15 protein-coding genes are annotated in these 14,536 nt (G+C 72.6%); 6 read left to right on the forward strand and 9 right to left on the reverse strand.

Annotation, left to right across the window (positions count from 1 at the left end):
- Positions 1-311: 311 nt before the first annotated feature.
- Positions 312-1,535: a PP2C family protein-serine/threonine phosphatase gene (locus tag HP445_RS03800; RefSeq protein ID WP_128781588.1), complete on the reverse strand. Its 1,224-nt coding sequence runs from the start codon at positions 1,533-1,535 to the stop codon at positions 312-314.
- 88 nt (positions 1,536-1,623) lie between these two features.
- Between HP445_RS03800 and HP445_RS03805 the strand changes: the two genes are divergently transcribed.
- Positions 1,624-1,941: a hypothetical protein gene (locus HP445_RS03805; protein ID WP_071405843.1), complete on the forward strand. Its 318-nt coding sequence runs from the start codon at positions 1,624-1,626 to the stop codon at positions 1,939-1,941.
- A 22-nt stretch (positions 1,942-1,963) separates the two neighbouring features.
- Here the strand turns inward: HP445_RS03805 and HP445_RS03810 are convergent, their stop codons facing one another.
- Together HP445_RS03810 and HP445_RS03815 are read right to left on the reverse strand one after the other, a co-directional pair.
- Positions 1,964-3,583 (reverse strand): MFS transporter, encoded by a 1,620-nt coding sequence (locus HP445_RS03810; protein WP_164941278.1) that lies wholly within the window; start codon positions 3,581-3,583, stop codon positions 1,964-1,966.
- A gap of 81 nt (positions 3,584-3,664) precedes the next feature.
- On the reverse strand, positions 3,665-4,396 hold the full coding sequence (locus tag HP445_RS03815) for an alpha/beta fold hydrolase (RefSeq protein ID WP_128781586.1): 732 nt from the start codon (positions 4,394-4,396) through the stop codon (positions 3,665-3,667).
- Between the two features lie 282 nt (positions 4,397-4,678).
- Between HP445_RS03815 and HP445_RS03820 the strand changes: the two genes are divergently transcribed.
- The gene (locus HP445_RS03820; protein WP_111029819.1) at positions 4,679-5,218 is read left to right on the forward strand and encodes an MmyB family transcriptional regulator; all 540 of its coding nucleotides are present in this window, start codon (positions 4,679-4,681) and stop codon (positions 5,216-5,218) included.
- A 51-nt stretch (positions 5,219-5,269) separates the two neighbouring features.
- Here HP445_RS03820 and HP445_RS03825 read toward each other — a convergent pair whose 3' ends face one another.
- Genes HP445_RS03825 through HP445_RS03840 form a run of 4 tightly spaced genes read right to left on the reverse strand, consistent with a single transcriptional unit; the run spans position 5,270 to position 8,200 of the window.
- On the reverse strand, positions 5,270-6,127 hold the full coding sequence (locus HP445_RS03825) for a helix-turn-helix domain-containing protein (protein ID WP_128781585.1): 858 nt from the start codon (positions 6,125-6,127) through the stop codon (positions 5,270-5,272).
- Positions 6,128-6,165: 38 nt separating this feature from the next.
- Positions 6,166-7,005 carry a helix-turn-helix transcriptional regulator gene (locus tag HP445_RS19085; RefSeq protein ID WP_128781584.1) on the reverse strand — a complete coding sequence of 280 codons (840 nt, stop codon included), beginning with the start codon at positions 7,003-7,005 and terminating at the stop codon, positions 6,166-6,168.
- Entirely contained in the window at positions 6,981-7,628 is a 648-nt protein-coding gene (gene lepB / locus HP445_RS03835) for a signal peptidase I (protein WP_128781583.1), read from the reverse strand. Before lepB ends, HP445_RS19085 begins: the two co-directional genes overlap by 25 nt.
- Positions 7,625-8,200: a hypothetical protein gene (locus HP445_RS03840; RefSeq protein ID WP_128781582.1), complete on the reverse strand. Its 576-nt coding sequence runs from the start codon at positions 8,198-8,200 to the stop codon at positions 7,625-7,627. The genes lepB and HP445_RS03840 overlap by 4 nt, the downstream gene beginning before the upstream one ends.
- Positions 8,201-8,327: 127 nt before the next feature.
- Here HP445_RS03840 and HP445_RS03845 point away from each other — a divergent pair, with 127 nt between their 5' ends.
- The 3 genes from HP445_RS03845 to HP445_RS03855 all read left to right on the forward strand — a co-directional run bounded on the left by HP445_RS03845 (position 8,328) and on the right by HP445_RS03855 (position 10,728).
- Entirely contained in the window at positions 8,328-9,113 is a 786-nt protein-coding gene (locus tag HP445_RS03845; protein ID WP_128781581.1) for an SDR family oxidoreductase, read from the forward strand.
- A 68-nt stretch (positions 9,114-9,181) separates the two neighbouring features.
- Positions 9,182-10,051, forward strand: a complete 870-nt coding sequence (locus HP445_RS03850) for a VOC family protein (protein ID WP_128781580.1) — start codon at positions 9,182-9,184, stop codon at positions 10,049-10,051.
- Between the two features lie 110 nt (positions 10,052-10,161).
- The gene (locus HP445_RS03855) at positions 10,162-10,728 is read left to right on the forward strand and encodes a GNAT family N-acetyltransferase (RefSeq protein ID WP_071405850.1); all 567 of its coding nucleotides are present in this window, start codon (positions 10,162-10,164) and stop codon (positions 10,726-10,728) included.
- Between the two features lie 78 nt (positions 10,729-10,806).
- On the opposite strand, the gene HP445_RS03860 is transcribed toward HP445_RS03855, so the two are convergent.
- Both HP445_RS03860 and HP445_RS03865 read right to left on the reverse strand, forming a co-directional pair.
- On the reverse strand, positions 10,807-12,324 hold the full coding sequence (locus HP445_RS03860; RefSeq protein ID WP_128781579.1) for a catalase: 1,518 nt from the start codon (positions 12,322-12,324) through the stop codon (positions 10,807-10,809).
- Positions 12,325-12,419: 95 nt separating this feature from the next.
- A complete protein-coding gene (locus HP445_RS03865; RefSeq protein ID WP_175330780.1) occupies positions 12,420-12,926 on the reverse strand; it encodes a Fur family transcriptional regulator in 507 nt (168 codons plus the stop codon).
- A gap of 169 nt (positions 12,927-13,095) precedes the next feature.
- On the opposite strand from HP445_RS03865, the gene HP445_RS03870 reads away from it, so the two are divergent.
- Complete coding sequence (locus HP445_RS03870) at positions 13,096-14,409, forward strand: acyltransferase family protein (protein ID WP_128781578.1); 1,314 nt, start codon at positions 13,096-13,098, stop codon at positions 14,407-14,409.
- The last annotated feature ends 127 nt before the right edge of the window (positions 14,410-14,536 follow it).

The raw sequence follows: 14,536 nt of genomic DNA on the forward strand, positions 1-14,536 counted from the left end.
GGTCACGACACCCCGCTCACGTCCGGCGAACGGTCACGAACCGTCGCCCGAGGCCCCGCCAACCGACAGTTCGTGACCACTCGGCGGCCCACTCACGACACGTCGCGACCCCTCGCCGCGTGACGCCCGGTGTTGGCCGGACGGTCACGACACCCCGCTCAGCTCCGTCGGGCGGTCACGAGCCGTCGCCCGAGGCCCCGCCAACCGACGGCTCGCGACCACTCGGCGCCCCACGCACGACACGTCGCGACCAGTCACCGCGCCCGCCGGCCGACGACCCGCCGACAAGCCAGCCGACAGTTCTCGACCGGTCAGGCCTCGAGCGCGCCGAGCGCCTCGCGCGCCACGACGACGACGGTCAGGTCGTCGCCCGGGTCGTGCTCGGCAACGCGTGCGCGCACCCGCTGCAGGAACGTCTCGACGTCCGGGGACTCCCGGTACAGGGACCCGAGTTCCGACAGCGACGCGAGCGTGGAGTCCCAGAGCTCGAGCGCGCCGTCGGTCACGACGATGAGCACGTCACCGGGACGGAGCACGAGCGACCCGGCCGCGCGGGGCATCCCGGCGGGGTGCAGCCCGATCGGCAGGTCCGACGACCGCAGGATCCGCTCGGCACCGTCGTCACGGAGCTGCAGCACGAGCCCGTGGCCGGCGTCGGCGAAGTCGAGTCGCCCGGTGGACGGGGTCAGCCGGCCGTGGAACATCGTCGCGAAGGACTCGGCACGGCTGAGTTCGGGGGCGACCTGCGCCTCGAGTTCGGCGACGGCGGTGCCCGGGTCCTGGTCGCCGCGGGCGAGCAGGCCTCCGCGGATGTTCGCGGCGAGGAGCCCGGCGGACATCCCCTTGCCCATGACGTCGGACACGGTCAGGTGGATCGAGTCCTCGCCGGAGCGGTGCCAGTCGTGGAAGTCACCGGAGACGAGTCCGTGCGGGATCGACATCCCCGTGATCCGGTACCCGGGCACCTGCACCTCGGTCGGCTGCAGGCCGTTGAGCACGGTGCGCAGGCGGTCCTCGTCGGCTCCGGCGAGCAGTTCGCGCTCCGCCCAGATACCGAGTTCCTGCAGCAGTTCGAGTTCGTCGGCGTCGAGGGTGCGCGGCTCGGGGTCGATCAGGCAGAGGGTGCCGACCTTCAGGTCGTCGTCGCCGGCACGGAGCCCGACACCGGCGTAGAACCGGACGTTGGGGTCGCCGAGCACCATCGGCAGGTCCGCGTACCGGGCGTCCTCGCGGGCATCCGGGACGACCACGGGGCCCTGCTCGCCCAGGGTCCGTCCGCAGAAGGTGTCCTGCAGCGGGATGACCGGCCCGAAGGCGGCGTCACTCTGCTGCGACTTGATCGTCAGCGTGGTCTCGCCGGCCAGGTTGAGGAACGAGCCGGAGACCCCGAGGGCCTCGCGCGCGATGCGGGTGATCCGTTCGAACCGTTCCTCGACGCCACCGTCGACCACGTCGAGTGCCGCGATCAGGGCCGCTCGCCGAACGGCCTGGGCCCCGGTCGGCGCGGGCACGGACATCGCGGTTTCCGGCTGCATGCTCCCACGGTAACGCGCTGAACGGACAGGGCCTGGCCCCAGTCCGGAGGGCGCAGGTGGTCGGGCGCGGCGGCGTACCCTGGTCGTCGTGCTCCGAGTCGTCCCCGCAACCGTCCTCGGCGTGGCCGCGCTCCTGGCCCTCGCCGGCTGTGGCGCCCACGACTCCACCGGCCAGGTGTCGGTCACGGTGTCGTCGAACGCCGCCGACCACCCCTACGAGGTCAAGGTGTTCGCCTCGACCGGCAAGCTCTCCGAGCACCAGCGGGTGTTCCCGGGCGGCACGGCCGACTTCGCGGGCGTCCCCCTCGGCAAGGTCACGGTCCGCGCTGGCGACCTCTGCCCGCAGACGACCAAGGTGTCCGACGGCACGGTCGCGACGGTGACCCTCACCACGACCGGCTGCTGACACCGTCCGCTGACCCCACCCGTCACCCCGTAGACGGGCTGCCGACCCCCTCCGCGACCAGGTGCTCCACCCGCGGCTCGCCCGCGACCTCGCGCACCGCCTGCAGGGTCCGCGCGTCGTCCCCGGTCTGCCGGACCTCGTGCTGGTCGACGTGCTCCTGCCACGACCCCACCCGGAACGCCTCGACCCAGGCGTCCGGCCCGGTCGCTGCGTCCCGGTAGAGGTTCCAGTCACGGGCACCGGTCCGCCGGCGGCTCCGCCCGAGCCGCTCGGCGCGCGCCCGGAACTCGTCGACCGCGTCCGCCGGGACCGTCCAGTGCAGCAGCACGAGGGTCTCCCCCGTCGCAGCGCCGTGGTCGTCCGCCACGAACACCTCGTCCCCGAACGGCATCGGCGTCACGGCACGCTGCCGGTCGGTGAGCACCGGGAACCCGGACACGAGCAGCAGTGCGGCGCTGAGCGCGGTGAGGACTCCGGCCCCGGCGAGCACCCCCGTCACCCCGAGCGGCGTGGCGACCGCACCGGCGAGCGCCGCACCGATCGCGGTGCAGCCGAACAGCACGAGCTGGTAGGCGGCGAGCCCGCGGGTCCGGACCCAGGCGGGCAGGAACGCCTGCACGGTGCCGTTCAGCGTCGTCACCACGGCGATCCAGGCCACCCCGCCGACCAGCAGCGCGACGAGGACGACCGCCAGCACGGGGACGAGCGCGACGACCGTGGTGCAGATGCCGAACACCACCGAGGCGACCCCGACCGTGCGGCCGATGCCGAGCCGCGCACGGACCGCCGGCATCAGGAACGCCCCACCGACGGACCCGATGCCGACGGCGGCGAGCAGCAGTCCGTACCCGCCGGAGGACAGCCCGAGCGAGCCGTCGGCGACGAGCGGCAGGAGTGCCCACAGCGCGTTCGCGGGCACCATGAAGACGGCGAGCTGCACGAGCAGCCGCCGGACGACCGCCGCGTGCAGGACGTACCGCAGCCCCGCGCGGGTCGCGTCGATGAACGGTTCGGCCCGCGTCTCGGGGCGCTGGTAGCCGCGCCAGGCGACGAGCACCACCAGGAAGAGCGCGAACGACAGCGCGTTGGCGGCGAACACGAACGGCACGCCGAGCTGCGCGATCACCACCCCGGCGAGCGCCGGTCCGATCGCCCGGGCGACGTTGACGCCGACGGAGCTGAGCGCCGCGGCGTCGGTGATCGCGGCGCGCGGCACGATCTCGGGCACGAGCGCCTGGTACGCGGGCAGCTGGAGCGCCGAGGCGGTCCCGAGCAGGAACGTGACGGTGAGCAGGAGCGCCGGGGTCATGTCGCCGGTCGCGGTGAGCACGGTCATCACCACGCCGACGACCACCTGGAACGCCTGCACGCCGATGAGCAGCCGCCGCCGGTCGACGAACTCGCCGATCACCCCGGCGGGGATCCCGACGAGCAGCACCGGCAGGCTCGACGCGGTCTGCACGAGGGCGACGACGACGGGTGCGGCGTGCTCGTCGACGAGCAGCCACTGCGCGCCGACGGTCTGCATCCAGCTGCCGATGTTGCTCACCAGCACCGCGATCCACAGGGCGCGGAAGACCGGGATCGCGAGCGGCGCCAGGGCGCCGCCGCGGGGTGTGGGGGTGGTGCGTTCCGTGGTCACGTCGCCTCCTGGGGTGGGACGGGGACATCCTGGAGGCGCGGTGTGCGCCGGGCGCACGCCGCGCCTCCAGGGATGGTCGGGTCAGGCGGCGGCGTCGGTCGCGCTGGTCGCGGCGACGGCGCGCTCGATGACGTCGGCGACGTCCTTCGGGTGGGTCTGCATGACGAGGTGCGGGGCGGCGATCTCGGTCACGTCGGTGATGCCGGCGCGGGAGTAGCCGAAGCGCTCCACCTCGGGGTTGATGGTGTGGTCGTCGGACGAGACGATCGCCCACGCGGGGGTGGTCTTCCACGCGGCGGCGGAGGACGGTTCACCGAAGGCGGCGCCGGACAACGGGCGCTGCGAGACGGCGAGCACCTCGGCGACGCGCGGGTCGACCCCGGCGGCGAAGACCTGCGGGAACGCGTCGATCGCGACGGAGACGTCGGTGCCGTCCTCGGCGCCGGCGACCGGGTACGGCGTGTACACCAGGTTCGCGGCGAGGTCCGAGTCGGGGAACCCGCCCTGCAGCTGCCCGAGGCTCTCGCCGACCTCGAGCACGTAGCCGGAGACGTAGACGAGTCCGACGACGTTCTCGGCCTCGCCGGCGACGGTGATCACGGCCCCGCCGTACGAGTGACCGGCGAGGACGACCGGCCCGTCGACGTGCTCGGCGACGGCGCGGATCGAGGCGGCGTCCTCGGCGAGGCTCCGGTTGTAGACCGGCGGGACGAGGACGGTGTGGCCGCGGTCGAGCAGCTCGCGGGTGACGGGTGCCCAGCTGGCGGAGTCGGCGAACGCGCCGTGGACGAGGACGATGGTCGGTGCAGCCATGCGCGGGTCTCCTTCGTGACGAACGTCTGGGGTGGCGCGGGGACCGGGGGTCCCGGCGTCGTCACGCTAGGGCTGGGGGTGCTGCGTCGTCGTGTCCCTGTCGTTGCCCGTCACCCCCGACGACAGCGCGTGCCGGCGGCCCCGGGTGCTGCGCACGGTGCCCTCGGACGGCCGGACACACCGTGCCGGGGTCCCCCTGCAGGGCGGGAGCTCCGCGACGGGGTCCCCGCGGGGGCCCCCTTCTCCCCCCTGCTCCACGGCGCGGCCGGTTAGCGTGATCGCATGGAACACGAGGACGGCACGACGACGACGTCGGCCCAGGACTTCGTGGACGCGCTCGCCGAACCGGTCGTGGTCTTCGACCGCCACCTGGACGTCGTGGCGGCGAACCGGCTCGCCGGTGCCCTGTCCGCGTCCCTCACCGTCGGCACGAACCTGGCGCGGTTCACCTTCCTGAACCCCTGGGTCGAGGACTCGGTGGACGGCTGGGAGGCCGAGGCGCACCGCACCGCCGCGATGCTCCGGGACTCGCTGGACGAGCACGACGCCGACGACCGGTTCCAGGAACTCCTGGGCGAGCTGATGGCCCGGAGCACGACGTTCGCGACCGAGTGGGCCGGCGGAGCGGTCCGGCCGACCCGCCGCGGGGAGTCGGCGTTCGAGAACCCGCTGGTGGGCCGGATCGACCTGCGGTGGGAGCAACTGCGTCGACTGGAGGACCCCGAGCACGTGCTCGTGGTGTGGACGGCGGCGGACGACGAGTCCGCCGCTCGGCTCACGACGCTCCGGGGGCTGCTCGACGAGGGCGCGACGACCGCCTGACCGGCGAGCGCGGCCACCACGGCAACCGCGGCGAGCGCGGCGATCGCCTGGCTAGCCCACCGCGGTCTCGCCCGCGACCGGTTCCCGGCGCGCGGTGCCCTGCTGCACCTGCGCGGCGAGGTACGCGACGGCCGCGGCCGCGGGGGTGCCGGGGTCGGCCCAGAAGGTGACGAGCACGTGGGAGCTGCCCGGGATCGCGAGGTTCTGCCAGCGGAACTCGACCCACCCGATCGGGTCGATCCAGTGCCGCGAGACCCCGGTGCGCTGCACGGCGACGTCGTGCCGCGCCCAGATGCGGGTGAAGTCCGGGTCCTGCAGGGTCAGGGTGCCGACGATCTCCTGCAGCCGGGGGTCCTCGGGTTCGGCGTGCAGCCGGAGTGCGGCGACGACCCGGTGCGCGGTGCGGTCCCAGTCGGCCGCGTGCTGCCGGGACGCCTCGGAGAACATCTGCAGGACGAGGTTCGCGCCCGGCTCCATGTAGCCGGGGCCGAGGGCGCTCGCCAGGGCGTTGGACAGGATGATGTCCTGGTTGCGGTCCATCACGAACGCCGGGGTGTGCGACCACTGCGCCAGGAGCGACCGGACCGAGTCGTCGAGCCCCGGCGGCACGACACCCTCGGGGCGGCGGCGTTCGGCATGTGCGAGGCGGCGCAGGTAGTCGACGGCCTCGTGGTCGAGCCGCAGGGCCCGGCCGAGCGCCACGAGGACCTGGTCGGACGGCTGGTGGTCGCGGCCGCGTTCGAGCCGCAGGTAGTACTCGGGGCTGATGCCCGCGAGCCGCGCGACCTCTTCGCGGCGCAGGCCGTCCACTCGTCGTCCGGGCTCGCGGGTGAGGCCGACGTCCTCGGGCTGGACGAGTGCCCGACGGGCGCGGAGGTACTGCCCCAGTTCGGACCGTCGCGCATCCACGCGAGCAGGATAGCCGGAATCCGCAAAGAACGCGAGAACTACCGTTCTCCGGGTGTGCCGCTCCGCGCGATGGTCTCGTGCGGCTGCTCCCCGAACCGTTCCCGGTAGTGCGCCGCGAACCGCCCGAGGTGGGTGAACCGCCACCGCCGCGCGACCTCGCTGACGAGCAGCGCGCGGGAACCCGGCCGCCCCAGCTCCAGGTGCACCCGGTCGAGCCGGACCTCGCGCAGGTACTGCATGGGCGTGACGCCGAGTCGACGGCGGAACAGGTCCTGCAGGCCGCGTTCGCTCAGGTCGCAGGCCGCTGCGACGTCGGCCACCGTCAGCACCCGGTCGGCGTGGTCGTGCACGAAGCCGATCGCGCGCCGCATCCGGTCCGCGACGTCCGATCGCGACCGGGCGAAGGTCGACAGGACGACGGTCGCGATCCGCCGGTTCAGGGCCGCACGATCGGCGGCGGGCAGGGCCGGGTCGAGGATGCGCCCGGAGGCTTCGCGCAGCAGTGCCCGCAACGGTTCGAGTGCGGGATCGGCCGCGTCCGGCTGCCCGAACACCGAGGACTCCCCCGTGTCGCCGAGCAGCGACGGCGACAGGTGCAGGAGCGTCGTGGCGGTCGCGTCGGTCTCGAACCCGTACGCGACGGACGCCGAGAGCATCATCGGCCGCTCGGCACCGACCTCCCAGTGCTCGCCGTCGTCGGCGGTCAGGCTGGCCCGGCCGTCGGCGAGCCAGAACACGACGTGGTCGGGGCGCGGACCGATGGTCCCCGACCGTTTGCCCGGTGTCGCGATCCGGTGGATCGACAGGTCGTCGTCCCCGCCGGTCTCGTAGCGGAAGCCCTCGTCGTCCGCGGTCACGGCCTCGGGACCCGGTCCCACTCGTCGCCGTACCGGGACAGCACCGACCACCGCGAGATCGGCCACGTGGTCACGAAGGCCCGCCCCACGACGTCGTCGACCGGCACGGTGCCGTGCACGCGCGAGTCGGCGGAGTCGTACCGGTTGTCGCCCATCACCCAGATGCGCCCCTTCGGCACGGTGATCTCGAAGTCCTTCCCGGCGACACGGTCCGACCCGCGTTCGAGCACGACGTAGGGCTCGTCCACCGCGTGCCCGTTCACCGACAGGCGGCCCCAGGCGTCGCAGCACGACACCGTGTCGCCCGGCAGGCCGATGACCCGCTTGATCAGGTCGTCGCCCTGGCCCATGCTGAGCCAGCCGCCCGGGTCCTGGAACACCACGACGTCACCGCGCTGCAGCGGGACGACCCCGGGCACGAGCTCGTTGACGAGCACCCGGTCCCCGATGAGCAGTGTGTTCTGCATCGAGGCCGAGGGGATGTAGAAGGAACGGACCAGGTACGCCTTCACCAGGAAGGACGCCAACAGCGCCACGACCACGATGATGACGAGGTCACGCAGGAACCGCAGCCCGCCGCGCTTCGGCTCGTCCTCGGCCGCTGGCTCCGAGTGGGGTCCGGCGTGTGCGTGCGTGTCACTCAATGCGTCAGCACCACCTTGACGAGACCGATCACGAACGCCACCGCGGCCAGCACGATGCCGCCCCACAGCCCGAGGAACGTGGGCTGCTTCCCGCTGAACCGCTGCATGAACACGCCCACCAGCCCGATGCGCACGACCAGGATCACCGTCGCCGCGATCTGTGCCCACTCCGCCGGCAGCCACCCGATCCAGGCAGCCGCGTAGAGGACCGCCGGGATCAGCCCGGAGGTCGCGATCGGGTTGGCGTTCCGGACGATCGTCGCGACCGAGTCGCGGCGCGCAGCGCGGTCCGCAGCGGACTCCTCGCCGTCGTCGCCGAGTCCGTGCGCGACCAGGTGCGCGAGCACGTGCGCCAGGTACGTCAGCACCGCGGTCGCCAGGACGGTCGCCACCGCGGCGCCGTGGTGGATCTGCTCCGGGTTCACCGCGATCGCGACGGCGAGCACCGTGATGTTGCCGTAGATGTACGACGACATCCGGTCGCGGACGTGCTCGAGCGGCAGGTCGCGGGGGTCCGGGCGACCGCCGCGGGGTCCGCGCCCCGGTCGGGAGGGCCGTCGTGTGCGTGGCATCCGTCCATCTTGGCCCCCGCGGTCGGCCGTCCGCCGACAGGACACCGGGTGCGATGGTCACACGGGTGGCCGGTTCCGGCAGACTGGGTGCCGATCGGTGCGACGGAGCGCCGGACAGGAGGCACGCATGACGTCCGCACGACCCCTCGCCCTGGTGACCGGGGTGGGCCGCAGAGCCGGCATCGGCGCAGCGCTCGCCACCCGCCTGGCGACCGACGGCTGGGACCTCGCCATCTCGTGGTGGGGACCCTACGACGACCGCGTGAGCGGCGGGGCGGACCCGGACGGGGTCGAGTCGGTGGTGCAGGAGTGCGAGGCGGCGGGAGCACGCGTGACGCGCCTCCCGGTCGACCTGGAGGACCCGGAACAGGCGGCCGCGCTCGTCGGCCGCGCCGAGACGGAAGCCGGCGCGCCGGTCACCGCCCTCGTCATGTCGCACTGCGAGTCCGTCGACTCCGACTTCCGCACCACGACCGTCGAGTCGTGGGACCGCCACTTCGCCGTGAACGCCCGCGCACCGTTCCTGCTCGTGCAGGCCTACGCGGCCGGGCTCGAGCGCGCCGGTGACGCCGCACCGCGCGACCGACGCCGGATCGTCGCCCTGACGAGCGACCACATCGCGTACAACCTGCCGTACGGGGCGTCGAAGGGCGCGCTCGACCGGATCGTGTTCGGCGCCGCGAAGGAGCTCGGCAGCCTCGGCGTCAGCGCCAACGTGGTGAACCCGGGCCCGAACGACACCGGCTGGATGTCCGACGAGGTCAAGGGCTGGGCCGTCGAGGGCACCCCGCTCGGCCGGCTCGGACGCCCGACGGACACCGCCGCGCTCGTCGGGTTCCTGTGCTCGGAGCAGGGCGCCTGGGTGAACGGGCAGCTGCTGAAGTCGGACGGCGGGATCTCGAACAGCGCCTGATGCACTCATCTGGTTGACGCGTCATCGAATTGGTTGACGCGTCAACCAATGGGGCGCACACTAGGTGCATGCAAACGCACGAACTGCTCGCCGCCGACACCGGGATGGGCGCCGTCACGCTCCGCGTCGCCGACCTCGACGCGATGATCCGGTACTACCGCGACGGCGTGCGGCTGTCGCTGCTCTCCCACGACGGCGGCGTCGCCGTGCTCGGCCGGGGCAGCACGCCGATCGTGGTCCTCGAGCACGCCCCCGCGATGCGGCACGCCGGACCCCGCGAGGCCGGGCTGTTCCACACGGCGATCCTGTTCGACACCCGTGCCGACCTGGCCGCCGCGCTCTACTCGGTCGCCACGCAGTACCCGGCGGGCTTCACCGGCAGCGCCGACCACCTGGTGAGCAACGCGTTCTACTTCACCGACCCCGAGGGCAACGGCGTCGAGCTGTACTGGGACCGCGACCGCACCGAGTGGTCGTGGACGCACGGCATGGTCGACATGGACACGAAGTACGTCGACCCGAACGCATTCCTGCAGTCCCACCTGACGCAAGACTCCCTGGACACCGCCGCAGCCCGCCCGGGCAAGGTCGGCCATGTGCACCTGTCCGTCGGCGACGTCGACGCCGCGCGCTCCTTCTACGTGGACACCCTCGGCTTCGAGACCACCGCCGGCTTCGGCGAGGCCCTGTTCGTCAGCGCCGGCGGCTACCACCACCACATGGCCATGAACACGTGGAACTCCCGCGGCGCCGGGCGTCGACAGCTCGCACTCGGCCTCGGGCTCGTGCGGATCGAGGTCCCCGGCGCCGACGACCTCGGCGCCCTGACCGAACGCATGCGGCACGGCGGCGTGGAGCTCGCCGACGACGGCCGGACCGTGGCGTTCGACGACCCCTGGGCGAACCGCATCGAGGTGGCCACGCCCGGTCGCGGCTGACACGTCGCGGCACTTCGCGCTGACCGACACCCCACGCGCGCCCGGACCCGCGAGGTGTCGCCCAGCGCGAAACCTCCCCACACCGGCCGCCGGAGCGGCAGGATGGACCCGTGACTGACGACATCCGGTGGGAGGTGGTCGAGGAGAGCACGCTGTCGCTCCCCGACCACGAAGCGATCGCAGCGCTGCTCGGGCAGGCCTTCCCCGACTGGTCGCACTGGTACGTGGGCGGCCGGAGCTGGTCCGGCATGCAGCCGGAACGCCGGGTGCTCGCGCACGACGCCGACGGGGTCGTCCTGGCCCACGTCGGCATCCGCCGCATGTACATCTCCGTCGGCGGCGAAGACGTCCTGGTCGGCGACACCGGCCTGGTCGCCGTGTCGCCCCGACTGCAGGGCACCGGCGTCGGCCGCGAGCTGATGACCCGGACCGCGGCGGTCCTCGAGGGACTCCGCGTGCCCTTCGGGTTCCTCGGCGCGGGCGAGGACCGGATCCCCTTCTACGCGAAGCTCGGCTGGCACGAGTTCCCCGAGGCTGTCGGCACCTTCTCGGCGTTCACCGCCGAGGGCGCCGGCGTCAGCAACACCGAGCAGGGCGGCTGGATGGCGCTGCCGGTGGCAGCGCAGCTCGAGGACTGGCCCGCCGGGCCGATCTGGCTGAACGGCCAGCAGGTCTAGACCCGCTTCAGACAACGGACGGGAGGCCCGGTACCAGCTGGTACCGGGCCTCCCGTCCGTCAGGTCGTCAAGTGGGGCTTACGCCTCGACCGCGACCTTCTCCGGGTCCTCGTTGGAGCCCGGCGCGCTCGGCGCGACCGCGGCGCGCACGCGCGCACCCAGCTCCGCGTCGACGTTCGTCCAGTAGGCGAACACGCGCTCGCGCAGGTCGTCGCGCGTCACCTTCGAGACGTGGCCGGCGATGTTGCCGACCAGGCGCTCACGGGCGGCGTCGTCCAGGACCTCGCGGACGAGCGTGCCGGCCTGGCCGAAGTCGTCGTCCTCCGGGTGCAGGGTCGCGGCGGAACGCTGCAGCGCACCGTCGGACTCCCAACCCGGGGCGTCGTCGGTCGCGTTCGGGTCGGCGTGCGCACCACCGAGCGAGTTCGGCGCGTACACCGGCACCTCGGACTTCTGGAAGTCGAAGCGCATGCCGCCGTCCTTCGAGTACGAGTGGACCTCGTTCTTCGGGGCGTTCACCGGCAGCTGGGCGTGGTTCGTGCCGACGCGGTACCGGTGTGCGTCCGCGTAGCTGAAGATGCGCGCCAGGAGCATCTTGTCCGGGCTCGCCGCGATGCCGGGCACGAAGTTCGACGGGGCGAAGGTCGCCTGCTCGATCTGCGCGAAGTAGTTCTCCGGGTTGCGGTTGAGCTCCATCGTGCCGACCTCGATGAGCGGGTAGTCCGCGTGCGGCCACACCTTCGTCAGGTCGAACGGGTTGAAGCGGTAGGTCGCGGCGTCCTCGTAGGGCATGACCTGCACCTTGAGGGTCCAGCGCGGGAAGTCCTGACGCTCGATCGCGGCGTGCAGGTCACGGATGTGGAAGTCCGCGTCCTCACCGGCGATGCGGTCGGCGTCCTCCTGCGTCAGGGTCTTGTGGCCCTGCTCGGTGATGAAGTGGTACTTCACCCAGAAACGCTCGCCCGCGGCGTTGATCCACTGGTAGGTGTGCGAGCCGAAGCCGTCCATCTCGCGCCAGCTCGCCGGCAGGCCGCGGTCGCCCATCAGCCACGTGACCTGGTGCGCCGACTCGGGCGACAGGGTCCAGAAGTCCCACTGCATGTCGTGGTCGCGCAGGTGCGAACCCGGCAGGCGCTTCTGCGAGCGGATGAAGTCGGGGAACTTGATGCCGTCGCGGATGAAGAACACCGGGGTGTTGTTGCCGACGAGGTCGTAGTTGCCCTCTTCGGTGTAGAACTTCAGCGCGAAGCCGCGGGGGTCGCGCCAGGTGTCCGGGGAGCCCTGCTCGCCAGCGACGGAGGAGAAGCGGGCCAGCATCTCGGTCTGCTTGCCCGGCTGCAGGAACGCGGCACGGGTGAAGCGGGAGACGTCCTGCGTGACGGTGAAGGTACCGAAGGCGCCGCCGCCCTTGGCGTGCACGACCCGCTCCGGGACGCGCTCGCGGTTGAACTGGGCGAGCTTCTCGACCAGGTAGTGGTCGTGGAGCGCGAGGGGACCGTCGGCCCCGACGCCCATCGAGTGCTCGTCGCTCGAGACGGGTGCGCCGCTGTTGGTCGTGGTGGTCGGGGTGCCGGTCGGCGTGTTCTGGTCGGACACGGTTCCTCCTGGAGGTGGGACGTTGGTTCGGTCAGGGGTGCTCGGGTGGTTCGGGGTCCGGCGCGTCGTGCGGCCGGTGCGGTGGGCGGTCGCCGTCAGGCGGGCGTGGGGGCGCCGGGGGCCTGCGCGCTCGCGCCGGGCGCGTCTGGGTGATCGCGCTCCGCGTCGTCGTGTTCCGCGTCGTCGCGCTCTGCCGCTGCGCAGCGTTCGCAGATGCCCCAGTAGGTGACCTCGGCGGTGGTGACCGCGAAGCCGTGGGTCTCGGACGGTGTCAGGCAGGGCGAGTGGCCGACCGCACAGTCGACGTCCTCGATCGCGCCGCACAGGGTGCAGACGATGTGGTGGTGGTTGTCACCGGTGCGGCGCTCGTAGCGCGCGGGGCTGCCGGCCGGTTCGATGCGGCGGACGAGCCCGACGCCGGTCAGGGCGTTCAGCACGCCGTAGACGGCCTGGTGACTGGTGGTCGGCAGCTCCACGGCGAGCGCGGTGACGATGTCGTCCGCGGTGGCGTGCGGCATCGAGTCCGTCGCTCGGAGTACCGCGAGTCGCGGGGTCGTGACCCGGAGCCCCGAGGAACGGAGCAGATCGGCGTCGGCGTCCATGCTGAGCCTTTCTTTTGCAGGAATCAAGACAACGCGTTCACTGTACACGAGCTTCTGCTGCCGACCAGCGAGGACCCACATGCCGCTACCGGAATACGAAGTGTCACGATCCGGTCGCGATCAGCTGGGACGACACTGGACCGACCGTTCCGCACGCTAACGTCCGGACATGTCCACGAGCCAGGGTCTGCCTGAACAGGCGAACAGCACCGCGGACGTCCGGGGGATCATCGCGAAGCGGGACCTGGTCGTCGACCTCATCCGGACGGCCTGCGTCGTCCTCGTCGTCATCGTGCACGTCACGATGGTCGGCGTCGCTGCCGATGACCAGGGGGTGCGGGTCACGAGCCCGCTGCAGGAACTCCCCTGGTACGTCGCCGCGACCTGGGTCGGACAGGTGATGCCGCTGTTCTTCGTGGTCGGCGGGTTCGCGAGCGCCGTCGGCTGGCGCAGCACCGTCGCCCGTGGTGCGCCGAGCCCCGCCCGCGACTACCTGGCCACCCGCCTGGTGCGGCTGTTCCGGCCCGCGGTGCCGCTGTTCGTGTTCCTCGCGCTCGGGCTCGGGGTCGCCACGGCCGCGGGCACGCCGCCGGAGCTGCTGGCCGAGGTCGCGTTCGGCATCGGTTCGCCCCTCTGGTTCCTCGCCGCCTACGGCATCACCCAGTGCTGCGTCCCCGTGATGATGCGCCTGCACGAGCGAGCACCGTGGGCCACCCTCGCCGTGCTGCTCGTGCTCGCTGGGGCGGTCGACGCCGTCCGCCTGGCCACCGGTGTGGCCGAGGTCGGGCTGCTCAACCTCGGACCGGTGTGGCTCTTCGCGCAGCAGCTCGGCTTCCTCTGGGCCGACGGCTGGTTCGCTCGCCGCTCGAAGGTGCTCCTGCTCGGCATCGCCGTCGCCGCGTACGCCGTGCTCGTGCCGATGACCTCGGTGGGGCTCTGGGCACCCGACATGCTGCAGGACCTCAACCCGCCGATGCTCCCGCTGGCGTTCCTGGCGATCGCGCAGGCCTGCCTGGTCCAGCTCGTGCACGCGCCGCTCACCCGGCTGATGCGCACGCGGGCCGCCCTCGGGGCCGTGTTCGTCCTCGGCCGCGACGGCATGACCATCTACCTGTGGCACCTGCCGCTGTTCATCGCGCTGAACGGCGTCGCCCTGCTCGTCGGGGTGCCGTTCCCGGCACCGGGCTCCGGTCCGTGGTGGGCGTCGCGCATCGTCGCACTCGTGGTGGTGCTCGCCGTCGCGATCGGGGTGGCCCGGGCCCTGCGCTGGTTCGACCGGCCGCTCCCCCGGCTGCTGCCGTCGGCCGACCGTCCGTCGTGGCCGGTCGTCGCGGTCGCCGCCCTCTGCACGATCGGCCCGGCGTTCCTCGTGATGCAGCTGCACCTGTCGTTCGGCGTCGCGCTCGTCGGCGCCGTGGCCGTTCCGGTGGGCGTCTGGCTGCTGTCACGGACCGTCCCGGCACCCGGGGTCGACCGGATCTGAACCGGTTCTCACCGTCGCGGGGCCACGACGGACCCCCGGTGGCCGTCGGGCGGGCGGAGGATGGCTCCGGCGGCGCGAAGGACGAGTCCGCCTGATCCCCAGGAGGCTCCCCACGCCGTCGACACCC

It is taken from the genome of Curtobacterium flaccumfaciens, from assembly GCF_013359815.1.
GTDB classification, from domain to species: Bacteria; Actinomycetota; Actinomycetes; order Actinomycetales; family Microbacteriaceae; genus Curtobacterium; species Curtobacterium flaccumfaciens.